The sequence below is a fragment of the Streptomyces sp. NPDC058701 genome (assembly GCF_042715295.1).
Lineage (GTDB): Bacteria > Actinomycetota > Actinomycetes > Streptomycetales > Streptomycetaceae > Streptomyces.
Map to the genome: position 1 here is coordinate 22887 of NZ_JBHXSY010000023.1, position 22831 is coordinate 45717.

General features: G+C 74.7%; 22 protein-coding genes. 9 read left to right on the top strand and 13 right to left on the bottom strand.

Annotated elements, in window-relative coordinates; translation table 11 throughout:
• Window positions 1-11: 11 nt before the first annotated feature.
• From ACFWW8_RS23315 to ACFWW8_RS23325, 3 genes are all read right to left on the bottom strand, one after another.
• Window positions 12-914, bottom strand: coding sequence for a hypothetical protein (locus ACFWW8_RS23315; RefSeq protein ID WP_386530882.1), 903 nt, complete (start codon window positions 912-914; stop codon window positions 12-14).
• Complete coding sequence (locus ACFWW8_RS23320) at window positions 911-1042, bottom strand: hypothetical protein (RefSeq protein ID WP_386530884.1); 132 nt, start codon at window positions 1040-1042, stop codon at window positions 911-913. The genes ACFWW8_RS23315 and ACFWW8_RS23320 overlap by 4 nt, the downstream gene beginning before the upstream one ends.
• A 128-nt stretch (window positions 1043-1170) precedes the next feature.
• Window positions 1171-2676: a hypothetical protein gene (locus ACFWW8_RS23325; protein WP_386530886.1), complete on the bottom strand. Its 1506-nt coding sequence runs from the start codon at window positions 2674-2676 to the stop codon at window positions 1171-1173.
• A 184-nt stretch (window positions 2677-2860) separates the two neighbouring features.
• On the opposite strand from ACFWW8_RS23325, the gene ACFWW8_RS23330 reads away from it, so the two are divergent.
• Genes ACFWW8_RS23330 through ACFWW8_RS23340 form a run of 3 tightly spaced genes read left to right on the top strand, consistent with a single transcriptional unit; the run spans window position 2861 to window position 5143 of the window.
• Complete coding sequence (locus ACFWW8_RS23330) at window positions 2861-3667, top strand: LamB/YcsF family protein (RefSeq protein ID WP_386531026.1); 807 nt, start codon at window positions 2861-2863, stop codon at window positions 3665-3667.
• Window positions 3664-4284 carry an allophanate hydrolase subunit 1 gene (locus tag ACFWW8_RS23335; protein WP_386530888.1) on the top strand — a complete coding sequence of 207 codons (621 nt, stop codon included), beginning with the start codon at window positions 3664-3666 and terminating at the stop codon, window positions 4282-4284. Before ACFWW8_RS23330 ends, ACFWW8_RS23335 begins: the two co-directional genes overlap by 4 nt.
• Complete coding sequence (locus tag ACFWW8_RS23340) at window positions 4277-5143, top strand: biotin-dependent carboxyltransferase family protein (protein WP_386530890.1); 867 nt, start codon at window positions 4277-4279, stop codon at window positions 5141-5143. The genes ACFWW8_RS23335 and ACFWW8_RS23340 overlap by 8 nt, the downstream gene beginning before the upstream one ends.
• A 286-nt stretch (window positions 5144-5429) precedes the next feature.
• Here ACFWW8_RS23340 and ACFWW8_RS23345 read toward each other — a convergent pair whose 3' ends face one another.
• From ACFWW8_RS23345 to ACFWW8_RS23355, 3 genes are all read right to left on the bottom strand, one after another.
• Window positions 5430-5942: a DUF2867 domain-containing protein gene (locus ACFWW8_RS23345; protein WP_386530891.1), complete on the bottom strand. Its 513-nt coding sequence runs from the start codon at window positions 5940-5942 to the stop codon at window positions 5430-5432.
• Window positions 5943-6012: 70 nt separating this feature from the next.
• A complete protein-coding gene (locus ACFWW8_RS23350; protein ID WP_386530893.1) occupies window positions 6013-7410 on the bottom strand; it encodes a HEAT repeat domain-containing protein in 1398 nt (465 codons plus the stop codon).
• A 332-nt stretch (window positions 7411-7742) separates the two neighbouring features.
• Complete coding sequence (locus tag ACFWW8_RS23355; protein WP_386530895.1) at window positions 7743-8165, bottom strand: ankyrin repeat domain-containing protein; 423 nt, start codon at window positions 8163-8165, stop codon at window positions 7743-7745.
• Window positions 8166-8480: 315 nt separating this feature from the next.
• On the opposite strand from ACFWW8_RS23355, the gene ACFWW8_RS23360 reads away from it, so the two are divergent.
• Entirely contained in the window at window positions 8481-8675 is a 195-nt protein-coding gene (locus ACFWW8_RS23360; RefSeq protein ID WP_365627890.1) for a hypothetical protein, read from the top strand.
• Between the two features lie 73 nt (window positions 8676-8748).
• The gene (locus tag ACFWW8_RS23365; protein WP_386530897.1) at window positions 8749-10407 is read left to right on the top strand and encodes a hypothetical protein; all 1659 of its coding nucleotides are present in this window, start codon (window positions 8749-8751) and stop codon (window positions 10405-10407) included.
• Between the two features lie 93 nt (window positions 10408-10500).
• On the opposite strand, the gene ACFWW8_RS23370 is transcribed toward ACFWW8_RS23365, so the two are convergent.
• Window positions 10501-12003: a PLP-dependent aminotransferase family protein gene (locus ACFWW8_RS23370; RefSeq protein WP_386530899.1), complete on the bottom strand. Its 1503-nt coding sequence runs from the start codon at window positions 12001-12003 to the stop codon at window positions 10501-10503.
• Between the two features lie 258 nt (window positions 12004-12261).
• Here ACFWW8_RS23370 and ACFWW8_RS23375 point away from each other — a divergent pair, with 258 nt between their 5' ends.
• The 3 genes from ACFWW8_RS23375 to ACFWW8_RS23385 all read left to right on the top strand — a co-directional run bounded on the left by ACFWW8_RS23375 (window position 12262) and on the right by ACFWW8_RS23385 (window position 15168).
• Window positions 12262-13032 (top strand): glycerophosphodiester phosphodiesterase family protein, encoded by a 771-nt coding sequence (locus ACFWW8_RS23375; RefSeq protein WP_386530901.1) that lies wholly within the window; start codon window positions 12262-12264, stop codon window positions 13030-13032.
• A 67-nt stretch (window positions 13033-13099) separates the two neighbouring features.
• On the top strand, window positions 13100-14482 hold the full coding sequence (locus ACFWW8_RS23380) for an MFS transporter (protein WP_386530903.1): 1383 nt from the start codon (window positions 13100-13102) through the stop codon (window positions 14480-14482).
• A gap of 311 nt (window positions 14483-14793) precedes the next feature.
• Window positions 14794-15168 carry an RNA polymerase-binding protein RbpA gene (locus ACFWW8_RS23385; RefSeq protein WP_031146696.1) on the top strand — a complete coding sequence of 125 codons (375 nt, stop codon included), beginning with the start codon at window positions 14794-14796 and terminating at the stop codon, window positions 15166-15168.
• A 184-nt stretch (window positions 15169-15352) separates the two neighbouring features.
• Here the strand turns inward: ACFWW8_RS23385 and fxsA are convergent, their stop codons facing one another.
• The 4 genes from fxsA to ACFWW8_RS23405 form a co-directional block, all read right to left on the bottom strand.
• Entirely contained in the window at window positions 15353-15949 is a 597-nt protein-coding gene (gene fxsA / locus ACFWW8_RS23390) for an FxsA family membrane protein (RefSeq protein WP_386530904.1), read from the bottom strand.
• Window positions 15950-16071: 122 nt separating this feature from the next.
• Window positions 16072-17010, bottom strand: coding sequence for a polyprenol monophosphomannose synthase (locus tag ACFWW8_RS23395; protein WP_386530905.1), 939 nt, complete (start codon window positions 17008-17010; stop codon window positions 16072-16074).
• A 305-nt stretch (window positions 17011-17315) separates the two neighbouring features.
• The gene (locus tag ACFWW8_RS23400) at window positions 17316-18947 is read right to left on the bottom strand and encodes an amidohydrolase (RefSeq protein ID WP_386530907.1); all 1632 of its coding nucleotides are present in this window, start codon (window positions 18945-18947) and stop codon (window positions 17316-17318) included.
• Window positions 18948-19234: 287 nt separating this feature from the next.
• A complete protein-coding gene (locus ACFWW8_RS23405; RefSeq protein ID WP_030011705.1) occupies window positions 19235-19675 on the bottom strand; it encodes an Lrp/AsnC family transcriptional regulator in 441 nt (146 codons plus the stop codon).
• A gap of 217 nt (window positions 19676-19892) precedes the next feature.
• Between ACFWW8_RS23405 and ACFWW8_RS23410 the strand changes: the two genes are divergently transcribed.
• Window positions 19893-20342, top strand: coding sequence for a hypothetical protein (locus ACFWW8_RS23410; RefSeq protein WP_386530909.1), 450 nt, complete (start codon window positions 19893-19895; stop codon window positions 20340-20342).
• Between the two features lie 115 nt (window positions 20343-20457).
• Here the strand turns inward: ACFWW8_RS23410 and ACFWW8_RS23415 are convergent, their stop codons facing one another.
• Both ACFWW8_RS23415 and ACFWW8_RS23420 read right to left on the bottom strand, forming a co-directional pair.
• On the bottom strand, window positions 20458-21549 hold the full coding sequence (locus tag ACFWW8_RS23415; RefSeq protein ID WP_386530910.1) for a phosphotransferase family protein: 1092 nt from the start codon (window positions 21547-21549) through the stop codon (window positions 20458-20460).
• Between the two features lie 77 nt (window positions 21550-21626).
• Window positions 21627-22760 carry a hypothetical protein gene (locus tag ACFWW8_RS23420; RefSeq protein ID WP_386530912.1) on the bottom strand — a complete coding sequence of 378 codons (1134 nt, stop codon included), beginning with the start codon at window positions 22758-22760 and terminating at the stop codon, window positions 21627-21629.
• Window positions 22761-22831: the final 71 nt, after the last annotated feature.

Here is a 22831-nt window from a genome sequence, read left to right on the forward strand (position 1 = left end):
GGCTGCGCGGCTCAGGCGTGGAAGGGGAGTCCCGCGTCGGCGGCGAGTTCCAGGTCGTCGCCCTCGGGCGGCGGCAGGAGGGTGGCGGAGCCGTCGCTGACGGGGACCACGCCCAGTTCCAGGAGCTCGGCCATGGCCGCGCTGCCCGCCATGTCGCGGACCTGGAGCTGGTAGCGGGGGGTGGTGCGGTAGGTGCCTCCGGCCTCGTCGCCGGTGCGCTGGAGGAAGCCGGATTCGGTGAGGAAGGCGGCGGCCTTGCCGACGATGCCGGTGGTGGAGCCGGCGAGGCGGCGGGCGTCCTTGGTGGCGCCGGTGGAGCTGCGGCGGGCGTAGACGCGCCAGGCGGCCTCCAGGCCGGGGGCGTCGGTGGCCGGGTCGGTGTTCTCGCCGAGTTCCCCGGCGCGCTCCTCCAGACGGCGGCAGGTCTGCCGGACGAAGGCGTCGACGCCGTTGACGGTGACGCGGCCGATGTAGCCGTCGTCGGCGAGGTCCTCGGGGCGGGGGAAGGCGAGGGCGGCGACGGCGAGGTGGGCGAGCCCGTGCAGGAACCGGTCGGCGGAGTCGGCGGCGGTGCGGCGCGCGTAGTCGCCCATGCGGACGGCGAAGACGGAGTCCTCGTCGGCGGCGACGGCCATGCCGGCCCGCGGGGACACCTCCAGGACCACCAGGCCGAGGCCGGTGGCGACGGCGTCGGCCAGGCGCCCGAAGCCGGGGTCCTCGCGGTAGCGGCGGAGCAGTTCGGCGTACTCGGCGTCACGGGCGGGCAGCAGCTTGGGCTGCAGCCCGAAGGAGACGAGCCGGGCGGCGTCGGCCGCGTCGGCGGGGGTGACGCCGTGCGCGTGGGCGGGCGCGACGGGAGCCGACGGCGCGTCGGGCTCGCTCCACGCGGGGTGCTCGGCGTGGTGGTCGCTCACTGGTACGTCTCCTCGGCGGTGCGGTGGGCGGCGGAGCCGCCAGGGGCGGTACGGGTGCGGTGGGCGGCGAAGCCGGGGCGGGTGCCGGGGGCGGCGGGTGCGGCGGTGGGGGTGCCGGGTCCGGGCACGCGCCGGGGCGCCTCCTCGCGTGCCGAACGTGACGGGCCGTCGGAAGGGGGGGCGGAACGGTGGTCGGCACCTTGCGGGGAGCGCCCCGGCACGCACCCGGACCCGGCCGGCGGCCATGCCGGGGGTGTCACGCCGCCTCCGCGCGGTCGGCGGCCATGCCGGCGGCGTCGAGGAGGGCGGTGCCGACGATCAGGTCGGCGCCGCCGAACTCGGCGTCCTCCAGCTCCGTGCCGTCGTCCACCGCGAAGAGCATCCGCTCCTCGCCCTGGCGGTAGGCGGTGCCGACGGCCGGGCTCGCCGCGTGGACGGCCAGCAGGGCCACCAGGTACGGCAGGTCGGGGTCGCTGCGGCGGGCTTCGGCGAGCAGTCCGGACAGACGCCGGGGCGCGTCGTGCGGGAGGTCGAGGAGCCGCATCGCGGCGGCGAGCTGCTCCTCGCTGAAGCGGCTGTCGTCCGGGGTGGCGATGAGGTCGGGCTCGGGCATCTCCACGCCGAGGTGCTCGCGCTCCACGGGCGGGGTGAGCAGGATCTCGACCAGGTCCCCGACCCGGACGGAGACCGGGGTGCGCAGGCCCGCGCCGGACGCGAAGAAGGCGTCGGTGACCCGTCGGGCCTGCTCCAGCGGAAGGGGCAGCAGCGGGGCCACGAGCTGGCCGTACAGGTCGATGCCGGAGCGCGGCGCGGGCGCGGCGAACGCCTGGCGGTCCTGTTCGGCACGGAACAGCGGGCCGGCGTCCAGCAACCGCGACTGGAGCTGGGTGTGGCGGCGGATGCAGTCCTTGACGATGTCGACGAGCTCGGCGGCGCGGCGCTTGTTCTCCGGCTCCTCGGCCTCGTCGCGCGCCTTGCGGATGTTCGTGAGGATGGCGTTCTCGTGCCGGTACCGGTCGGCGACGTGGTCGAGGGCTTCCGCGATCATGTCGGGTACGGCCTGGAGCCAGTCCACGGCCCGGACGTTGCGCCGGGTGGCGTCCAGGGTCCGGCGCAGGGTCTCGGCGTACTGGACGGTCCGGTAGCGGGCCTGCTCGGCGGCGAGCTGGGCGTCCGCCAGCCGGCCGCGGCTGATCAGCACCTCCAGCTTGACCTCGGCGGCGATCTGGGCGCTGGTCACGTCCGTGTCGAGGGCGCCGACCAGGACGTTGACGGCCTCGTCGGTGGTGCGCAGGTAGACCGCGCCGCCGTGGCCGAGGACCTCTTCGATCAGCTTGAAGTCGTAGTCGCGGCGGACGTAGACGCCGTCGGGGCCGAAGGTGCCGTAGATCGCGCGGAAGCCGCGGTCCACGCTGCCGACGTTGATCAGGTTCTCCAGCACCCAGCGGACGACCCGCTCGTGCTCGGCCGCCGGGCGGGCGGGGGCCTGGGCGGCGACGCGCGGGAGCAGCCTGGTCACTATCTGCTCGTGGTCGGCTCCGGTGTCGAAGTCCATGTTCAGCGTGACCAGGTCGATCGCGGCGAGCGCGACCTCCGCCATCGCGTAGACCCCGTACTCGCCGGCCAGATTGGCCTTGCGTACGTCGAGGTCGTGCAGCGGGGCGGTGCAGGCGAGGGCGCGCAGCCGACGGGCCAGGCCCTCGTCGGCGGCAGGGCCCGGCGCCGGGGACGGAAGGGTCTTCGCCGGGGCGGGGAGAGTCACGCGCAAAGACTAGGCGCTGACCCTGACAACAACCCAAACGGCATGGTTCGGCCGGATCGTCCCCGCCGACCCGAACGGCGGCCGGAGCCGTGGACGGACCGCGGACGAACCCTGGTCGGTACGCGGCCGGCACGCGGCCGGGGCGGGTCTTCCCCCGGCGTTCTACGCTCAGCGCATGGCTTCCATGATCACACCTCCGGCGGCGATCGACCTCAACGCCGATCTCGGCGAGGGCTTCGGCCGCTGGACGCTGACCGACGACGAGGCGCTGCTGTCGGTCGTCACCAGTGCCAACGTGGCCTGCGGCTTCCACGCCGGGGATCCGTCCATCATGCGCCGGGTCTGCGAGCTGGCCGCTGAGCGCGGCGTACGGATCGGCGCCCAGGTCTCCTACCGCGATCTGGCCGGCTTCGGCCGGCGCTCCATGGACGTGCCGGCCGGTGAACTCGCGGACGAGGTGGCGTACCAGATCGGGGCCCTGGAGGTGTTCGCCCGCGCGGCCGGCTCCACGGTGTCGTACGTGAAACCGCACGGTGCGCTCTACAACCGCACCGTCCACGACGCGGACCAGGCCGCCGCGGTCGTCGCCGGCGTCCGCCTGGCGGCCGGAACCGGCCCGGGGGCCGGGCACGGAGGCCCGGCGGCGGGACTGCCGGTGCTCGGACTGCCCGGGTCGCTGCTGCTCGCGGCCGCCGCCGACGCCGGGCTGACCGCGGTGCCGGAGGCCTTCGCCGACCGCGCGTACACGGCGGCCGGAACGCTGGTGCCGCGCACCGAGCCGGGCGCCGTGCTGCACGACCCCGACGCCGTCGTGGCGCGGGCGGTGCGGATGGCCGCCGAGGGCGTGGTGGCGGCCGCCGACGGCTCCGCGGTCCCCGTCGCCGCGCGCTCGCTGTGCCTGCACGGGGACACGCCGGGGGCGGCCGGACTCGCCCGCCGGGTCCGCGACGCGCTGGCCGCGGCCGGGGTCGCGGTGGAGGCCTTCGCATGAGGACCTTGGTGGTCGGCACCGGGGCGCTGCTGGTGGAGGTGGATTCGGCCGCCGAGATGGCCGCGCTCCACGCGGAGCTGCTGCGGCGGCGGGACGCGGGCGAACTGGGCGCCGTACGGGACGTCGTGCCCGCGGCGCGGACGGTGCTGCTGGACGGCGTACGGGACCCGGCCGCGCTCGGGGCGCGCATCGAGCGCTGGGACGTGCCCCCGCTCGCGGAGGCCGGGGGGCCGCTGGTGACCGTCCCCGTGCGCTACGACGGGCCGGACCTGGCGGAGGTGGCCCGGCTGTGGGGCGTGGCCCCCGGGGACGTGCCGGGCATCGTGGGGGGCATCGGGTTCCGGGTGGCGTTCTGCGGGTTCGCGCCCGGCTTCGGCTACCTGACGGGACTCCCGGAGCGGCTGCGCCTGCCCCGCCGGGCCACGCCCCGTACGGCCGTCCCGGCGGGCTCGCTGGCGCTGGCGGGCGAGTACGCGGGGGTCTACCCTCGGTCCTCCCCCGGCGGCTGGCAGCTGGTGGGGACCACGGACGCGGTGCTGTGGGACCCGGAGCGGGAGCCGGCGGCGCTGTTCGCGCCCGGGGTGCGGGTCCGGTTCGAGGAGGCCGGCCGTGGCTGAGCTGGTGGTGGTGCGGCCGGGGGCCCTGACCACGGTGCAGGACGGCGGCCGCCCGGGCCACGCCCACCTGGGGGTCCCCCGTTCGGGGGCCCTGGACACGGCGGCGTACGCGTCGGCCAACCGGCTGGTCGGCAATCCGCCGGGCGCGGCCGTACTGGAGACCACCCTCGACGGGGTCGGGCTGCGGGCCCTGGCGCCGGTGACGGTGGCCGTCACGGGCGCGCCCTGTCCGGTACGGGTCTCCGGGCGCCCGGTGGCCTGGGGCGCGCCGGTCCGGGTGCCCGCCGGGGCGGAGCTGGAGGTCGGCCGGGCGGAGTCGGGGCTGCGCGGCTACGTGGCGGTGCGGGGCGGCCTGGCCGTGCCGCCGGTGCTCGGCAGCCGCTCGGCGGACCTGCTGTCGGGCCTGGGGCCGCCGGTCCTGTCGGCCGGGGCGCTGCTGCCGGTGGGCCCGGCCCGTCCGGCCCCGGCCGCGGGGGCGGAGGTCTGCCCGCTGCCCGGGGCGCCCGCCGAACTGGTGCTCCCGCTGCGGCCGGGGCCCCGGGCGGACTGGTTCACCGGCGCGTCCCTCGCCGGGCTGTGGCGTACGCGCTACCGGGTGTCGGCGGTGTCCAACCGCATCGGCCTGCGCACGGAGGCGGGCCCGCCGCTGGTCCGCGCCCGGCCCGGGGAGCTCCCGAGCGAGGGCATGGTGCTGGGCGCGGTCCAGGTTCCGCCGGACGGCCTGCCGGTGGTGTTCCTGGCGGACCACCCGGTGACGGGCGGCTACCCGGTGGTGGGCGTGGTCCCGCCGGGCCCGGCCCTCGACGCGGCGGCCCAGGCCCGGCCGGGGGTACCGGTGCGGTTCGTCCGGTCCCGATGAAACGTTCGAGGGGGCGTCGGTCACGTACGGGGTGAGGGGGCCGACCGGGTCCCCCGCGCAGCGGAGGAACCGGGTGCGCAGCCCAGGACACGAGACCGGACCGGACCGCCTGATCTCACCACGCCCGAGGGGTTCGGGGTGTTCCACGAGGAACACATCGCCGTACGGGGATGAGCCGCCCGCCGCCTGGCCGGCCCGCACCGGGCGGCGGACCGGACGGCCGACGTCCTCCCGGCCGCGATGGGCCCCGCCGGCGCGGTCGGGGGCGGCCGGAGGAGACAGGGGGTCAGCGCGGCCGGCCGGCGTGTGCGACGAGGCGGGCCACGATCAGGTGGTGGAAGGGCTCGATGGCCCGGAAGTACAGGCGGCCGGCGGGGCGGTTGAAGCGGACCGCCGTCGTGAGCACGCCCTCGGTGCCCGTCGGACCGGACGTGGGCCGCACGGCGAAGGACGCGCGGAAGTCCAGGTGCTCGTCGTCGTCCCCGCAGAGGACCTCGTCGTCGGCCACCGTCAGGACGCGCATCGGCCCGACCCTCAGGCCGGGTTCGAGGCGGACTTCCCGGTGCGGGCGGCCGCGTTCTTGTACGTGGAGCCCGAAGGGCGCGGCCAGGCGGTCGCGCAGGGCCGTCAACCGGCCGATCCAGCGCGGGCGTCCCGCGAGGACGAGCCGGGCGAAGTCCACCGCCGAGGTGCCGGGCGGCAGGTCCACCGCCACCGCGTCCACGTGGTCGACGGAGCCCAGAGCGGTGCGGGCCGCGTCCAGTACGGGTGGCGCGTGTCTGCGTACCTGACGGCCCATGTGTGACCCTTCGTCGGTGTGCGTCCGGGGCCCGCCCCCGCAGGGCCCCTGCCCGGAAGGTCCCGGGCTGCTACACGGCGGACTCCGGCGTGATCCGGCTCCGCACGGCGGACTGTACGTCCTCTTCCTCGGCGGGGTCGGCCGCCAGCCGGCGCAGCCGCGGGGCCACGCGCGCGTCGGCCGTTTCGGCGTGGTGGGCGGCCACCTCGCGGGTGGTCTCCTCGCAGTCCCAGAGGCACTCGACCGCGAAGCCCGCCGCGAAGCAGGGGTCGGTACTGGCGAGGGCGCGCGCGGTGCGGCCCCTCAGGTGGGACGAGGACGTCTCGCGGTAGATGTGGCGCAGCACCGGGGCGGCGCAGCCGATGGCGAGCCGGCCCGCCCCGTCGACCAGGGCGAACAGCCGCCGGTTGTCCGGGCCCGCGCCGCGGACCGTGGAGCGCAGGGCGCCCAGGACCAGGCCGGCGTCCTCGGGGCCGCCGCGGGTGGCGAGGGTGGCTCCGGCGGCCGCGCCGAGGGCGTCGGGCCGGTGGATCCAGCGCCGGGCCCGCTCGACGGCGGCGGGACCGCACATGCGCTCGTAGGCGGCCACGGCCGGCTCGTCGGCGGCGGCCTCGATGAGGTCCAGTACGGCCGGGTTGTCCGGCTCGGCCAGCACCAGGTGGTGCAGGGCGGTGGCCCGGGCGGCCTCGCCGGAGGCTCCGGCGGCGGCCGCGAGGACGGCGGGCCGGTCCTCGGGCTGCGCCACGGCGGCGAGGCAGCGGGCGGCGGGGACGTGCAGCGGGGTGCCGCGGCGCAGCCCGTCGGCGGCCCAGTCGAACACGGCCTGGACGCCCCAGCCGGGGCGGGGCCCGTTCGGGGTCAGCTGGCGCTGCCAGCGGTCGAAGGAGCCCTGCTGCCGGGCGGCGCGCAGGCGCTCCCCGTACAGCGGTGACTCCTCCCACAGGCTCCAGGGCCGGGGCTCGTACGCGTCGCGGACGGCGGCGGCCAGCCGCGCCTCGCCCTCCGCCGTGGCGGGGAAGCGGGCGAGCACGGGCGCGGCGAGGCCGCGCAGTCCCTCGTCGTCGTCGCGCAGGGCGAGCTCGTCGAGGGCCCAGGCCCAGTTCGTTCCGCAGGCGGCGTACCGGCGCAGCAGCATGAGCGCGTCGTCACGTCCGTACGAGGCCAGGTGGCCGAGCACGGACAGGGCGAGGCCCGTCCGGTGGTCCTCCTCGTCGACGAGGTCGTCGGCGCTGAAGAGGTGCGCCTCGACGGCGCCGAGCGGGCCGTCGAGGTCCAGGTACAGGCGGGCGTAGTACAGGGAGCGGTTCTCGACCTGCCAGTCCTGGCGCGGATCGCGGAGCACGCACTCGTTGAGGGCGTCCAGGGCCTCCGGCCTGGGCGCCGCGAGGGCGTGCAGGGTGCCGTCGCCGCGGCCCCGCTGGAGGAGCCCGAGCAGGGTACCGCTCGGCGCTATGACTGGTTCGAACATGGGAATGGCCTCAAATCAAGCTGGGGACGCAACCGGGAATCAAAATTCACAGGGCCGCGTAACAGCATGTGAGGACGTCCGCCGTCATGTTCCGCTCGATGTAGACCATTGCCTTCTCACTCTCGTCGGTGCTCCGGGAGCAGGGCGGCCGGGCCGGGCCCGGACACCCGACGTGTCCTGCCCGCTCCTGCCCGTCCGCCGTGTTCGCGAATCGAATCCGTCGCCATGATGACCCAGGCGGTTTGTGCACCGCGACCACATTTACGGCGGCCGTGACCAACCTGTGAGGTCCGCGACCGGTCGGGCCGGACCAGGGCGGGGCGAAAAACGGACTACTTGGCTCCGAAGAGTTCCAGCAGGTCGGCCTTGGCGAACATGCGCGCCGTGTCGACGGCGGACGGGGTTCCGGCGTTCGGGTCGGCACCGCCGGCGAGCAGCGCGCGGATGACGGCCTCCTCGCCCTTGAAGACGGCGCCGGCGAGCGGGGTCTGGCCCCGGTCGTTGGCGCGGTCCGCGTCGCCGCCGCGCGCGAGCAGGGCCGTGACGGCCTCGGCGTGGCCGTGGTAGGCGGCGAGCATGAGGAGGGTGTCGCCGCGGTCGTTGGTGAGGTTGGCCGGAACTCCGGCGTCGAGGTACGCGGCGAGCGTCTCGGTCTCCCCCTGGCGGGCGAGGTCGAAGATCTTGGTGGCCAGCTCGATGACGTCCTCGTCGGGGACGTCCTGGGAGCCGGAGCCGCCTTCGGTGTGCTCGCTCATCGCGCGTACCGCCTTTCGCTCGCTGCGTGGGTCGCCCGTCCGGGAACCGGGCCGCGGGCCGGGCGGGCAGGGGGGGTGCACGGCACTGCGTCCGTACGGGTGAAACGTCAGGGTAGCGCCCGGACCTGCACATGGAGGGCACGGGCCGAGGCAAAGATCACTCTTGCCCCCCTGTGTGCCGGACGCGCCAGCCGGGGTGGGCCGGTCAAGTGAAAAAGGGCTCTATTCACCCATATGCACCTTTTGTCGCATTGATACTTCCTGTGAGCCTGGAAGAACTGATGGTGACTGTCCCCACCCACCAGGAGAAACCTCATGGTCCTGTCGATCTCAGGTGTCGTCCTACTCGGCATCATCGCCTTCCTGTTCTTCAAGAAGGACGGGATGAAGCTGTCGCACGCGTTCGTCTGTGCGCTCTTCGGCTTCTTCCTCGCCGGCTCCGCCATCGCGCCGAGCATCACGGCGAGCACGGCGAGCCTCGCCAGTCTGCTCGGCGGGATCAAGCTCTAGGCCGGCCACCACGGCACAGGAACACCAGCCACACCCGAATCACCCGTCAGCACCACATCTCCAGGAGACGCCCGTGGCCCGGCGCCCACTTCCCCGCATCCTCAGCAGCGGCACGACGTCGCTGGCACGGGGCCGCGACCTCGCTCGCACGGCCGCCGACAGCGCCACGGACGTCCTCCATCCGCTCCTCACCATCGGGCGCGGCCTGCGCATCCTGGCTTCCGCCGGGCGGCGCACATGGTCGCAGACCCCCAAGGACAAGCGTGGTCCCGCGCTGTTCCTGGCGGCCGCCTGCGTCCTCGTGGTCGCGCTCGTCCCCTACGGTCCCCTCCTCGCCCTGATCACCCTCATGGCGGCGGCGGCCTGGAAGGGACGCGACCGCACCCCGGTGAAGACCGGACCCGGCGATGCCGAGGCCGAACGGCTCGGTTCCCTCTACGAAGCCCTCGTGCCGTACTTCTCCGTCCCGGAGGACCCCAGCCCGCTCTTCGCCCACGGCGGCGAGTGGGAGAAGGCCTTCAGCGGTTACGAGTTCGACGAGGCGGGCCGCATCACCCGGCTCCGCATCCGCTACCCGGCCTACTTCACGGACGGCGAGGCCGCCGCACGGGCCCGGATCGAGGCACTGCTGCACGCCAAATCCGGGCGCGGACGCGAATACCTCTTCGACTGGGACGAGGAGGGCAACCAGCTCGACCTGAGCGTGCTGGCGGCGCTGCCCACCGGCATCGCCGCCCAGCCGTTCGTGACCTCCCCCGGCGAGACCGTGCTCGGCTTCACCGACGCGGGCAGCGTGCAGCGCACCCTCCCCGTACGGGACGGGGGCGACGAGCCCCGCGACGTCCCGCCCGTGGTGTGGCGCACCGGGCCCCGCTCCACCGAGCCCCACCTGCTCGCCGTCGGCCAGCCCGGCGCGGGCACCTCCAGCCTGCTGCGCTCGATCGCCCTCCAGGCCCTGCGGCACGGCGGCGACGTACTGATCGTGGAGGGCGGCGGCAGCGGCGAGTACTCCTGCCTGTCCGGGCGGGCCGGCGTCCTCGCCGTCGAGTGCGGGCCGACCGGGGCCCTCGCCATTCTGGAGTGGGCCGCGCAGGAGACCGAGCGCCGGCTCATCGCCACCCACCGGGCCCGCGAGGCGGGCCGCCCGGTCCCGGAGGACACCCGGCGCCCGCTGTGGATCCTGCTCGACCGCCCCAGCGTGCTCGCGCACCTGGCCGCCGCCGACGGCCGCCCCGACCCGCTCGCCCCGCTCCAGGTGCCGCTGCGGCACGGCCGCGCCGCGCACATCACGGTGGTGGTCGCCGAGCAGTTCGACCACCTGGAGCTGCTGAACGATGCCGTCTGGCAGCACACCCGGGCCCGCGTCGTCCTCGGACCAGCCGCGATCCAGCAGATCACCGACGTGCTCGGACTCCCGCCGCACACCACGCCGACGGCCCACGTGCCCCCCGGCCGCGGATACGCCCGGCTCGGCACGGGTCCGGTGCACCGGCTCCAGGTTCCGGCCACTCCGGACCCGTACGACGACGCCACCCACCCGGCGCAGCGGCAGGCGGTGCTGGAGCTGCTCCCCGACCGCGGAGCTGCGGGCCCGGGCGGCGAGGTCGGCGGCGGGGACGGAGGGGGTCCCGCCACGATGACGAAGCCGCTCCCGGGGCAGCCCGAGGCCCCGGAGCCGGGGTCCTCGTTCGACGCCTCGGAGATCCCGGAGGTACCCGCCGAGGCCCCTTAGGGGGTGTCCTTCGGATCTGCCGTGCCCGCGCGGGGCAGCCGGGCCGCCCCGCGGCCTACCGCCCATACGCCCGGCTACGCCACGAACGTCCGGCTACGCGACGAACGTCCGCGGCGGTTCCGCACCGCTGCCGCCCGCGCCCGTGCCGACCAGCCGGGCCGCCGCCGCCAGCCGCGCGGCGGCCTCCTCGGCCACCGGGCCGCCCACGGTGAACGGCAGGCGGACGTAGCCCTCGAAGGCGCCGTCCACCCCGAAGCGGGGCCCCGACGGGACCCGTACGCCGACCCGCTCACCCACCTCCGCGAGCCGGGAGCCGGACAGCCCGCCCGCCCGCGCCCACAGGGTCAGCCCGCCCTGCGGGACCGTGAACTCCCAGTCCGGAAGCTCCCGGCGCACGGCGGCGACCAGGGCGTCCCGGTTGTCCCGGGCCTGGTCGCGGCGGATCCCGACGGCTTCCTGCCAGCCCCCGGTCCGCATCAGCCAGTTCACCGCGAGCTGTTCCAGCACCGGGGTGCCCAGGTCGGCATAGGCGCGCGCGGCGACCAGGCTCCGGATCACGTCGGGGGCCGCGCGGACCCAGCCGATCCGCATGCCCGCCCAGAAGGCCTTGCTGGCGGACCCGACGGTCACCACCGTGCTGCCGCCCGGGTCGAACGAGCAGACGGGGCGGGGCATCGCGAGGTCCGGGTCGAGCTGGAGCTCGATCATGGTCTCGTCGGCGATCAGGACGGTGCCGGCCGACCGGGCGGCCTCCACCATCGCGCGGCGCTGGTCGTCCGAGGCCAGCGCCCCGGTCGGGTTGTGGAAGTCGGCGACGACGTAGGCCAGCCGCGGGGCCGAGTCGCGCAGTACCTGGCGCCAGACGTCCATGTCCCATCCGGTGAGCCCGCCGGCCATCGCCACGGGAACGAGGCGGACCCCGGCGGCGCGCATGAGCTGGAGGATGTTGGCGTAGGAGGGGGACTCGACGGCGATCCGCTCCCCGCGCCCCGCGAAGAGGCTGCAGATCGCGTCGATGGCGCCCATCGCCCCGGTGGTGACCATGATCTGCTCGGGCATGGTGGGAATGCCCTGCTCGGTGTACCGGTCGGCGAGCATCCGGCGCAGCGCCGGGAGGCCCGCCGGGTAGTCGCCGTGGGTGTGGGCGTACGGCGGGAGTTCTTCGAGCGCGCCCTGCACGGCCTTGGTCAGCCACGGCTCGGGGGCCGGCAGCGCGGCGCAGCCGAGGTCGATCATCGACCCGAGGGACTCGGGCGGCAGGGGCTCCAGGCCGCGGGCGGGCAGCGGGTTCCCGGCGGGTACGGACGTCCAGCTGCCGGAGCCGCGCCGGGACTCCAGGAACCCCTCCCCGCGCAGGGCCTCGTACGCGGCGGCGACGGTGGTGCGGCTCAGGGAGAGGGCGCCGGCCAGCTCGCGCTCGGCGGGCAGCCGGGCCGCGACCGGGACCCGGCCCTCCAGGACGAGCACCCGGATCCCGTCGGCCAGGGTGCGGTACGCGGGCGGCTTGCGGGTGCCGGGGACGGCGGTCCGCTCCTGCTGGGAGGTGATGAGGCGGGCCAGCTGGGCGGCGCCCACCGCCGAGGTCCATTCGGCCATTGCGTCCGGTCCACCTTCGTCGGATTGGCCTGGGCCATGGCGCCGCGGGCCGGGATTGGATTGCTGCCTGCCGCCCCAGGGTGCCACGCGCCGGTCCACCCGTGCCAGAGCGGGCCGCGCGGCGCCTCCCCGGGGGCCGCCGGGCCGGCGCGGCTGGGGCCCGCCGGCCCGTCCCGTCCCGTCCCACGCCCCCCTTCCCGTCCCGTCCCGCGGCCCGGCCGCTCCCGCCGTGCGGGCGGGAGCGGGCATACTGCCGCCGTGACGCACGTACGCCTTCGGCACCCGTATCTGGACCACCCCGCTCCGATTCCCTTCGCGCACCGGGGAGGGGCCGCCGACGGGCTGGAGAACACCGCCGCCGCCTTCCGCCGGGCCGCCGCCGCCGGCTACCGGTACTTCGAGACCGACGTGCACGCCACGGCCGACGGGAAGCTCGTCGCCTTCCACGACTCCACGCTGGACCGGGTGACCGACCGCCGGGGGCGGATCGCCGAGCTGCCCTGGGGCCGTGTCCGCGAGGCCCGGGTAGCCGGCACCGAGCCGCTGCCGCTGTTCGAGGAGCTGCTGGAGGAGTTCCCGGACGCCCGGTGGAACATCGACGTCAAGGCCGAGTCGGCGCTGATCCCGTTGGTGGACCTGATCGCGCGGGCCGGGCTCTGGGACCGGGTCTGCGTGGGGTCCTTCTCCGAGGGCCGGGTGGCCCGGGCGCAGCGGATCGCCGGTCCCCGGCTGGCCACCTCGTACGGCGTCCGCGGGATCGTCGGCCTGCGCCTGCGCTCGTACGCGATCCCGGCGGCGCTGCGCGTCGGCGCGGTGGCGGCGCAGGTTCCGGAGATCCAGGCGGGCGTCCGCGTCGTCGACCGGCGCTTCGTGCGCACCGCGCACGAGCGGGGGCTCCAGGTGCACGTGTGGACCGTGAACGAACCGCAACGCATGGAGGCGCTCCTGGACCTGGGCGTCGATGGCATCATGACCGACCGGATCGACATCTTGCGCACGGTGCTGGACCGGCGCGGGGCCTGGGCCTGAGCGCCTTCCGGCCGCGCGCGGGGCCCCGGCGGGCCGCAGCGGTACGGGATCAGCGAGGGGGCACCAGATGAGTGCGCGGACGAAGGACACGACGGAGCCCGGGCCGGAGGACGGCGGGGCGGTGTCGGCCGACGCCGCCGCCCGCAAGCGCGAACAGCACGGCTGGTACTTCTACGACTTCGCCTGCTCGGTCTACTCGACGAGCGTGCTCACGGTGTTCCTCGGCCCGTACCTGACGGCGGTCACCAAAGCCGCGGCGGACGCCGAGGGATACGTCCACCCGCTCGGGATCCCGGTCCGGGCCGGGTCCTTCTTCGCGTACTCCGTGTCCCTCTCGGTGATCGTGGCCGTTCTCGTCATGCCCGTGGCGGGGGCGATCGCGGACCGCACCGGCCGCAAGAAGCCGTTGCTGGCGGTCGCGGCGTACACCGGGGCGGCCGCGACCGCGGGCATGTTCTTCCTCGACGGCGACCGCTACCTGCTGGGCGGGCTGCTGCTGATCGTCGCGAACGCCTCGCTGGCCGTGTCGATGGTGCTGTACAACGCGTTCCTGCCGCAGATCGCCACGCCCGACGAACGGGACACCGTCTCCTCCCGCGGGTGGGCCTTCGGGTACACCTCCGGCGCGCTCGTGCTCGTACTGAACCTGGTGCTCTACCAGGGCCACGCGTCCTTCGGCCTCTCCGAGGGCACGGCGGTACGGATCTGCCTGGCCTCGGCGGGAGTGTGGTGGGGGGCCTTCGCGCTCATCCCGCTGCGCCGGCTGCGGGACCGGGCCGTGGTCCGCGAGGCGGGTGCGGGCCCGGCGGTCAGCGGCTGGAAGCAGCTCGTCGCGACCCTGAAGGACATGCGGCGCTATCCGCTGACCCTGTCGTTCCTGCTCGCGTACCTGATCTACAACGACGGGGTGCAGACGGTCATCTCGCAGGCCTCCGTCTACGGCTCCGAGGAGCTGGAGCTGGAGCAGTCGACGCTGATCGTGGCGGTCCTGCTGGTGCAGGTCCTGGCGGTGGCCGGCGCGCTGGGCATGGGCCGGCTGGCCCGCGTCTACGGCGCCAAACGGACGATCATGGGCTCTCTGGTCGCGTGGGCGGTGACCCTGGCGGCCGGTTACTTCCTTCCGGCCCGCACGCCGGTGTGGTTCTTCGCCCTCGCCGCGATGATCGGGCTGGTCCTGGGCGGCAGCCAGGCGCTGTCCCGCTCGCTGTTCTCCCACCTGGTGCCGGCGGGCAAGGAGGCCGAGTACTTCTCCGCGTACGAGGTGAGTGACCGCGGGGTGAGCTGGGTGGGACCGCTGGTGTTCGGCCTCACGTACCAGGTGACGGGCAGCTACCGGGACGCGATCATCTCGTTGGTGGTCTTCTTCGCACTGGGTTTCGTGCTCCTGGCGCGAGTGCCGGTGCGGCGCGCGGTCGAGGCGGCAGGCAATCCTGTACCCGCACGCATCTGAGAACGCCCCGCGGGCGCTGCCGTCCGGATCCACGAACGAATTCCGAACGAATTTAGACGTTGAAGCAAAGGGCCGGTAGTGTACGCCTTTGGCCTGCCAGGCGGACCGTTACTGCGCGCTCGGTAAGAGACGACGTTGGGTGACATCTGCTGCCAGATGTGACAAAACGGGCACTGGTGGGTACAACAAGGGGCGGTACGACGGGCGACGCATCACCCGGAGCGGGAATCTATACCGCCGGCCGGACGTTGACCGGATGACGACGACAGCGACACCTGTCCTGTGGGCGACAAGCCCGGGAGGCACGATTCATGAGTGAGCGAGCTCTCCGCGGTACGCGCCTCGTGGTTACCAGCTACGAGACGGACCGCGGCATCGATCTGGCCCCGCGCCAGGCGGTGGAGTACGCATGCCAGAACGGACATCGATTTGAGATGCCGTTCTCGGTTGAGGCAGACATTCCGCCGGAGTGGGAGTGCAAGGCGTGCGGCGCCATGGCACTCCTGGTGGACGGGGACGGGCCCGAAGAGAAGAAGGGCAAGCCTGCGCGAACGCACTGGGACATGCTCATGGAGCGACGCACCCGCGAGGAGCTGGAGGAAGTGCTTGCCGAAAGGCTTGCGGTCCTCCGTTCCGGCGCCATGAACATTGCCGTGCATCCGCGGGACAGCCGCAAGTCCGCCTGACAGCCGGACGACAGCACGACACAAGCCGAGGGGCCCCGCCACACAGTGTGGCGGGGCCCCTCGGCTTGTCGGCGCGGGTGGACGGCCCGGCCCTCTGGATACCTCCGGATTTCGCCCGGGGCCCGGCGGGAAACCGGAAGTGGCCCGGCGCTCCGCGCGCGGGCCACCCGGTCGTGCGCGTGTCCTACGGGGTGAGCGGCGGGCGGTACGAGGTGTCGGGGCCCTGGTGGCCCGGGCCTCGGGGGTCCGGGGCCGGCCGGTCCTCGCGGACGACCTCGCCCTGGACGATCTTGCCGTCCGGCTGGTGGATGCGGGCCTGCTGGAAGGCGCCGCCGAAGCTGCCCGCCGGTGCTGAGGCCATCTTGCGCTCCAGCGAACGGGCCGCGCGCCGGCCGATCCACGCCCGGACGGGCGGGAGCAGCAGGACTAGGCCCGCAGCGTCGGAGATCAGGCCCGGCATCATCAGCATCAGGCCGGCCAGCATGGTGAGCCCGTTGCCCTGGCCGGGGCGCTGCGCGGTGGGCTGTACGCCCTGCTGAGCCTGCTGGAAGGTGTCCGCCAGGTTCTTGAAGGCACGCCGTCCGGCCCGCTTGATGACCACCGCGCCCAGAACCATTCCGCCCGCGAGCAGCGCGGCGACGGTCAGCCCGCCGGCCGCGCCCGCGACCAGGGTGAGCAGCCAGATCTCCAGGATCAGCCAGGCCGCGATGGCAAGGGGAACGAAGGTACGGGCGGGCGAGCGCCGCCGGGGGGCCGTCGAAGTGGGAACGCCGGTCGTCATACCACCAGTGTGCCTGGGCCGGAGTAAAAGCGGCCTCAGCCGGAGGTACCGGACACCCCCTAGGGGACCCTCGGCGTCTCCGGCGCGGGGGCCGGTCAGGGCCTGGCCGGCGCCGGGGCCGGTCAGGCCCCGCCGGCGCCCGTGCCGGACGTCCCGTCGGCGTCCGGGCCGGAGACCGTGTCCGCCCCGGCACCCGAGCCGGACGGCGTGCCCGAACCGGACGGGGCGTCGGCGGCCGGCGCCGGTCCCGTGGCGGGGCGCCGCGTCGCCGTCGGGACCCCGGCCGTGACCGGGGCCTGCGGCCTGCCCGGCAGGAGCCTGGCCGCCTGGGCCTTGATTCCCCACTGGGTGACCCGCCACAGGGCCTCGACCAGGATGTCCTTGCTCATCTTGCTGTCGCCGAACTCGCGCTCGACGAACGTGATGGGAACCTCCACCACGCGGAAGCCCTTCTGCACGGCCCGGCGCGCCAGGTCGACCTGGAAGCAGTAGCCGGCGGACGCCACCTGGTCCAGGCCCAGCCCCTCCAGGGTCTCCCGGCGGAAGGCCCGGTAACCGCCGGTCACGTCGCGCATCGGGAGGTTCAGCATCAGCCGCGAGTACGTCGAACCGCCGCGCGAGAGGAACTCCCGGCTCTTGGGCCAGTTCACGACCCGCCCGCCCGGCACCCAGCGGGAGCCCAGGACCAGGTCGGCGCCGGCCAGCGCGGTCAGCAGGCGGGGCAGCTCCTCGGGCTGGTGGGAGCCGTCGGCGTCCATCTCGACGATCACCCCGTAGCCCTGCTCCAGGGCCCAGAGGAAGCCCGCCAGGTAGGCGGCGCCCAGCCCCTCCTTGCCCTTGCGGTGCAGCACGTGGACGTGGTCGTCGCCCGCCACCAGTTCGTCGGCGAGCTTGCCGGTGCCGTCCGGGCTGTTGTCGTCCGCGACGAGGATGTGCGCCTCGGGCACGGCCGCGCGCACGCGCCCGACGATCAGCCCGATGTTCTCCGCCTCGTTGTAGGTCGGAATGATCACCAAGGCCGTACCGAGCGGCCCGTGGGTCCGCTGTCCGCCGTCGCTCACTGAGTCCCCTTTTGTGCTGTTGCACGTCCTGTACGTCGTGTCGCAGAGGATGACTTTAGAACAGTGGTCGGGGCCCGCGGTCCTTCGGGCCGGTCAGACTCCCGCTGGCTGCGGGCCGCCGTGACCGTTGTCTACTGGACCGCCGGGCCCCGACCCGGGGCCACCCGCCGCCCGGCGAAACCTTCCCTCGCCCCCGAGGCGCGGGCGCGCTGCGCAGACGGATCCGTCCGGCACGGACGTCCTGTGGTGGACCCGGCCGAACCTATCCGGGTCGGGCCGCCCGTACCGAACCGAGGCCGACCGGATCACCCCTGTGGGCGTACGAATGCCTCCCGCCCGCCGACCACGGTGGCGAGGCACACCGGCAGCGCGGCGCCGGGACTCAGGTCGGGCAGCCCCGGGGTGCCCGAACGCGGGTCGGTGGACCAGCGCGCGACCCGGTCGTCGGGGGCCTGGACGACCAGTTCCGCGGTCTCCCAGACCGCGTAGTCGGCCGGTGCCCCCGGGACGAGGACGCCCGCGTCGTCGCGGCCGAGCGCCCGCCAGCCGCCCCGGGTGTGGGCGGTGAAGGCCGCCCGTACGGAAATCCGGTGCTCGGGCGTCCGGTGGAAGGCGGCCGCGCGGACCGTCCCCCAGGGGTCGAGCGGGGTCACGGGCGCGTCCGAGCCGAACGCCAGCAGGACGCCCGCCTTGAGCATGGCCGCGTACGGGTTGAGGGTGCGGGCCCGGTCGGCCCCCAGCCGATCGGCGTACATGCCGTCCGCGCCGCCCCAGGCCGCGTCGAATGCGGGCTGCACGGAGGCGGTGAGCCCGAGCTCCGCGAAGGCGGCGATGGTGGCCGGGGTCATCATCTCGGCGTGCTCGACCCGGTGCCTGGCGGCCCGTACGCGGGCCAGGCCGACCGTCTCGGCGGCCGCTCGGACGCCCTCGACCACAGCAGTGAGGGCGGCGTCGCCGATGGCGTGGAAACCGGCCTGGAGGCCCGCTTCGGTGCAGGCGGCCACGTGCTCGGCCACGGCGCGCGCGTCCAGGTAGCCGGTGCCGGTGTGGGGGGCGTCGGCGTACGGGGCGTGAAGGCAGGCCGTGTGCGAGCCGAGGGCGCCGTCCACGAAGAGGTCCCCGGCGGCTCCGACGGCCCCGAGCTCCTTCGCCCGGCCGAGATCCCGGTCGGCCCAGTACCCGAAGACCCGGGGCCCGGGTCGCCCGGCGGCCAGGGCCAGCAGCCCGGTGAAGTCCTCGGCGGAGGAGATGTCGGGGCCGCCGCACTCGTGCACGGAGCCGATCCCGAGGGAGGCCGCGCGGTCCAGGGCGGCCCGCTGCGCCTCCGCGCGCTGGGCGGGGGTGACGGCGGCCAGGGCGGCCGCGCGGACGGCGTGGTGGGCGTCCCGGGTCAGCGGCTCGTCCCCGCGGGCGGCGACGCCGGGCACCAGGTCGAGCAGGGCCGTGGTGACCACGGCGGAGTGCACGTCGATGCGGCTGAGGTACAGCGGGCGGCCGCCCGCGGCTTCGTCGAGCTCGGCGCGCCGGGGCGCCCGCCGCTCGGGCCAGCGGGCCGCGTCCCAGCCGTGCCCGAGGAGCACCCGGTCGGCGGGGCGGCTCGCGGCGTACGCCCGTACGAGCTCCAGCGCGGCGGGCAGCGAGCGGGCCGCGGTCAGGTCCAGCCCAGTCAGGGCCAGGCCGGCGGAGGTGGTGTGGACGTGGGCGTCGGTGAAGGCGGGCGTGACGAGCGCCCCGCCGAGGTCGACGACCTCGTCCACACCCTGCGCGAAGGCGTCGGCCGCGCCCTCGGAGCCGACCCAGGCGACGTGGCCGCGCTCGACCACCATCGCGGTGGCGAACGGATCGGCGGGGCTGTGTACCTCGCCCCCGCGCAGCAGGACGGTCCTTGTCGGTGCTCCGGCGGCGGTGTCGGCGGAGTGGGCGGTGCGGTCAGTCATGGGGACCAGTCTCCCGCGCCCCAGGCCCCGCCCCGACCGCCGGGTACCCCGGCGGGCCCGGGGCGGTCCGGACGCGGGAGGGGCCGGGCACGGGACCGGCCGGAACGCGGGGCGGGCGCGGGCGGGCCAGGCCGTGTCGTTCGGATCATGGCGGGCCCGGGGTGTCCGGCACCGCGCCTCGCGGCGTTCTCGTCGGTCGCCGACACACCACGTCGGCTCCCTCCCCGGCCTTGCGACGCACGGCACCGGACACCCCGGGCCGATCCGCCCTGTCCGGACAACACGGGCTAGACGCGGGGCGGGCGGGCCTCGTACGGGGTCGAGAGGACCACCGTCGTGCGGGTCGAGACGTGCGCGAGGGCGCGCAGCCGGCCCAGCAGGTCCTCCAGCTCCAGGGGGGTCGCCACCCGCACCTTGAGGATGTAGTTCTCGTCGCCCGCCACGCTGTGGCAGGCCTCGATCTCGGGTACCCCGGCCAGCCGGTCGGCGATGTCGTCCGGCGCGCTGGGGTCGAACGGTTTGACCGAGATGAACGCCGTCAGGGGCAGGCCGACGGCCTCGGGGTCGACGACGGCGGCGTAGCCGCGGATCACCCCGCGCTGCTCCAGTCGGCGTACTCGCTGGTGGACCGCCGACGTGGACAGTCCGGTGGCCTTGCCCAGATCCGTATAGCTCATCCGCCCGTCCCGCACGAGCAGATCAACGATCTGGCGGTCCAGCTCCTCCATTGCGCTCATAGCCGCTCAACTTAAGGCCCAGGAGTGCTCCGGGCACAGTGCTGTCCGCCCACTGGAGGCATCTGCGGCGGGCATGTGACCAAGGCCACAAGCCGATGTGCGCGTACGGCGGACGGATGTGGTTACTCGTGCCGCGCGGCGGGAAGTGCTTGCTGTGGCCGCGGCCGTAGAACCTGCCCGCCCGGCCCACCCAAGGGGGAGTACATCCATGCTGAACACCAAGCGCGCCGGTCGCACCGCACCGGAGCCCCTGGAGCTTCTCGGTTCCGGGGACGACCCGTACCCGGAATGCGCGGAGGACGGCGAGGGCTTCGACGTCCACCACGCGACCTGCCCCGACTGCGGACAGCCGATCGCCCTCTTCGCCGGCGAGGAGCACCTGCCGCAGCACGCGCTGTGCCTGACCCCGTGGAACCCGTTCGGGCTCACGGTGTGCGCCGGGACCGGGCGGCCCGCCTCCGACGCGCTGCCGGCCGTGGGCGTACTGCGTCCGGACGACGTCCCGGAGCTGGAGCCGATCGTGCACCTGACCCTGCCCCAGGGACTTGACTGGCGGACCCAGCCGTTCTCCCACGTCGGCGGGCCGGGCTCGCGTCCGGTGCGAGCGGTGAGCCCCGTAGTGCCGCAGACCCGGCAGCAGCACGCGCAGGCGGCCTGACGCCGGCGCCGGGAACTCCGGCACCGGCCGGTCCGCGGGCCTGCCGGCTGACCGGCTGACCGGCTGACCGGCTGCGGGATCCTGCCTGTCCCTGGCTCCTGCCCGGCTCCTGGGCCTACCAATACGTGCCCCGGACCATGGCGTCCAGGCCGGCGCGGTGGAGGATCAGGCCGTCAGGGTCGGCCGGGATCTCGACCTCGCCGAAGTGCGCCTGCCGGTAGGCGATGCGCAGCATGACGATGCCGTGCCGCAGGGCCGCGTAGAGCGTGTGGAACTCCATGTTCCGCGGGGTGTGCCCGGTGAGTTCGGCGTATCGGCGCTCGATGTCGTCGCGGCGCAGGAAGTCGGGCAGGCCCGGCTGCCCGAAGCCGACCGTGAGGTCCTGGAAGAACCGGTGGAGGTACACCGTCCAGCCGAGGTCGACCTCGCGCGGGGCGTACGCCGCCATTTCCCAGTCGAGGACGGCCACCGGGGTGAAGCCGTCGTACACGACGTTCCCGATGCGGGCGTCGCCCCAGTTGAGGACGGCGGGACCCTCGTCCGCGGGCCACAGCTCCTCCAGGCGCGCGAACGCCCTCTCGATGAGAGGCGACGGGGCCAGTCCGCCCACCACCCAGGCGTAATAGGCACGTTGGGCGTCGACGTGTCGGCGCAGCGGGGTCCCTTCGCCCTCGGGGAGAAGGAACTCGGCCTCCGCGGCCGGGAACTGGTCGTGCAGGCGTGCGAGCAGCGCGACGCTCGCCTCCTGGAGTCCGGCGCGTTCGGCGTCGGTGGCGGCGTGCAGCCAGTTCCCCTCGTACGTGTAGGGCATCACGTCGGGCGGGACCCGGCCCTCCGCGCGGGCCATGACGAAGAACGGCGCCCCGAGGGGCCCCGGGTCCTCCTCCAGCCACTGCACGCGGGGTACGGGCAGATCGGTGTGCTCGGCGACCAGGCTCATCACGCGGTGCTGGCGCGGCATGTCGTACACGGGGAAGACGGTGTAGGCCGCCGGATCGGCGGCGAGCCGCAGCGCGCAGGCGCGGAGCGGGGTGTCGGGGTGCTCGATGTCGAAGAGCAGGGTCTCGCTGGACATGCCGTTCGACCCGGGAACGGACGGGTTGGTGACCCGCGCGCCCGGGAGCCGGGTGTCCAGCCAGGCGGCGAGGCGCCGGCCGAGCTCCTCGGGTTCCCGGGTGGAGGTGCGCGGACGTGGTGCGTCGGCCATGGGTACCCCTTTCTTCCTTCTTCCGGTTCGGCGGGGGCGGGGGCGTTGTGCGGCTACGGGGCCACGGGGCTAGGGGGCTACGGGGCCACGGAGGAGTAGTCGGTGAAACCGCTCGGGTCGTGGCGGCCGAAGCTGCCGTGCTCGAAGATGCCGTGGCCCACCTGGCCGTCGAGGGTGAAGCGGGCCGAGTGGTCGGTGACCCCGAACGCGGCCATGGGGTGCGCCGCGGGGTCGGAGAGGTCGTAGCGGCGGCGGTCCGTCCAGCCCCGGCCCTGCCAGGTGCCGTGCTGCCAGTCGGCGGCGGGCGGGTAGCCGGCGCCGACGGCGAGCGGGGAGGAGTTCAGGATCTCCACGCCGAGTTCGAGGGGCTTGCGGGAGGGGTCGGCGAGGTGGACGACCGCGCTCACCGGGTGCCGGCTGCCGGAGCGGTAGCGGATCTCGGTGTGCGGCCAGCCGAGTTGGACGTCGTGCCGGTCGCTGCCTTCGGGGAAGACCTGTACGGCCTCGTTGAGGGTGCGGTGGCCGTCGGCGTCCTCCTGGGCGATGACCATGAGGAAGCGGTCTTCGAAGCGGACGGGTATCCAGAGCCAGTGGAACCCCTCGGGACGGTGCTCCTCGGCCGCCCGGCCGCCGTCCTCGCCGGGGATGGGCCGTACGCCCCAACTCCGGTCGCGGGTGCCGGTCCACTCCCCCGGCGCGAGGACCAGTTCCTCCCCGTTCGCGCGAACGGTGCCGGTGACGCCTCCGGCCTGGACGAACCGGCGGCCTTCGAGCATGAGGCGGTCGCCGCGCCGCTGGACGTGGTGGGGCTCCCACACCGCGGGGAACTCGGCGGACCAGGTGACGTCGTACGAGAGCCCCAGGGGGTCGTCCGGGTCGGCGGCGCACCGGAGGGTGAGCCGCTTGAGCGGTACGTCGACGGTGATGGACAGCGGGCCGACGGAGAGGTTCATCCGGTCGTCGGTGAGCGCGTCGGAGGCGCGGACGGCGAGGAGTCCGTCGCCGACGCGCAGGGTGGCGTAGGCGTCGATGACGCCGGCGTTGGGGTAGACGCCGAGGCCGAGGATCAGGACGGCGCGGCCGGCGTGGTCGAAGACGTGGAAGATGCACCGGTCGTAGGCGTTGCGGTCGCCGTTGACGAGGTGCTTCATCGACAGGGGTGCCTGGTGGATGGGGTATTCGTCGAGGGCGATGGGCCGGTCGGCGGGCATGGCGGACCTCCTGGACACGGTGACGGCGGCGCGCGCGTCGGGCCGACATGACGGTACGTCAGAAACTGTGT

Excerpts from the sequence above, each read along its gene's own strand:
- ACFWW8_RS23330 (WP_386531026.1), top strand. The coding sequence starts at position 2,861 with ATGATCACACCTCCGGCGGCGATCGACCTCAACGCCGATCTCGGCGAG.
- ACFWW8_RS23335 (WP_386530888.1), top strand. The coding sequence starts at position 3,664 with ATGAGGACCTTGGTGGTCGGCACCGGGGCGCTGCTGGTGGAGGTGGAT.
- ACFWW8_RS23345 (WP_386530891.1), bottom strand. The coding sequence starts at position 5,942 with ATGGGCCGTCAGGTACGCAGACACGCGCCACCCGTACTGGACGCGGCC.
- ACFWW8_RS23350 (WP_386530893.1), bottom strand. The coding sequence starts at position 7,410 with ATGTTCGAACCAGTCATAGCGCCGAGCGGTACCCTGCTCGGGCTCCTC.
- ACFWW8_RS23355 (WP_386530895.1), bottom strand. The coding sequence starts at position 8,165 with ATGAGCGAGCACACCGAAGGCGGCTCCGGCTCCCAGGACGTCCCCGAC.
- ACFWW8_RS23360 (WP_365627890.1), top strand. The coding sequence starts at position 8,481 with ATGGTCCTGTCGATCTCAGGTGTCGTCCTACTCGGCATCATCGCCTTC.
- ACFWW8_RS23370 (WP_386530899.1), bottom strand. The coding sequence starts at position 12,003 with ATGGCCGAATGGACCTCGGCGGTGGGCGCCGCCCAGCTGGCCCGCCTC.
- ACFWW8_RS23380 (WP_386530903.1), top strand. The coding sequence starts at position 13,100 with ATGAGTGCGCGGACGAAGGACACGACGGAGCCCGGGCCGGAGGACGGC.
- ACFWW8_RS23385 (WP_031146696.1), top strand. The coding sequence starts at position 14,794 with ATGAGTGAGCGAGCTCTCCGCGGTACGCGCCTCGTGGTTACCAGCTAC.
- fxsA (WP_386530904.1), bottom strand. The coding sequence starts at position 15,949 with ATGACGACCGGCGTTCCCACTTCGACGGCCCCCCGGCGGCGCTCGCCC.
- ACFWW8_RS23400 (WP_386530907.1), bottom strand. The coding sequence starts at position 18,947 with ATGACTGACCGCACCGCCCACTCCGCCGACACCGCCGCCGGAGCACCG.
- ACFWW8_RS23405 (WP_030011705.1), bottom strand. The coding sequence starts at position 19,675 with ATGGAGGAGCTGGACCGCCAGATCGTTGATCTGCTCGTGCGGGACGGG.
- ACFWW8_RS23410 (WP_386530909.1), top strand. The coding sequence starts at position 19,893 with ATGCTGAACACCAAGCGCGCCGGTCGCACCGCACCGGAGCCCCTGGAG.
- ACFWW8_RS23415 (WP_386530910.1), bottom strand. The coding sequence starts at position 21,549 with ATGGCCGACGCACCACGTCCGCGCACCTCCACCCGGGAACCCGAGGAG.
- ACFWW8_RS23420 (WP_386530912.1), bottom strand. The coding sequence starts at position 22,760 with ATGCCCGCCGACCGGCCCATCGCCCTCGACGAATACCCCATCCACCAG.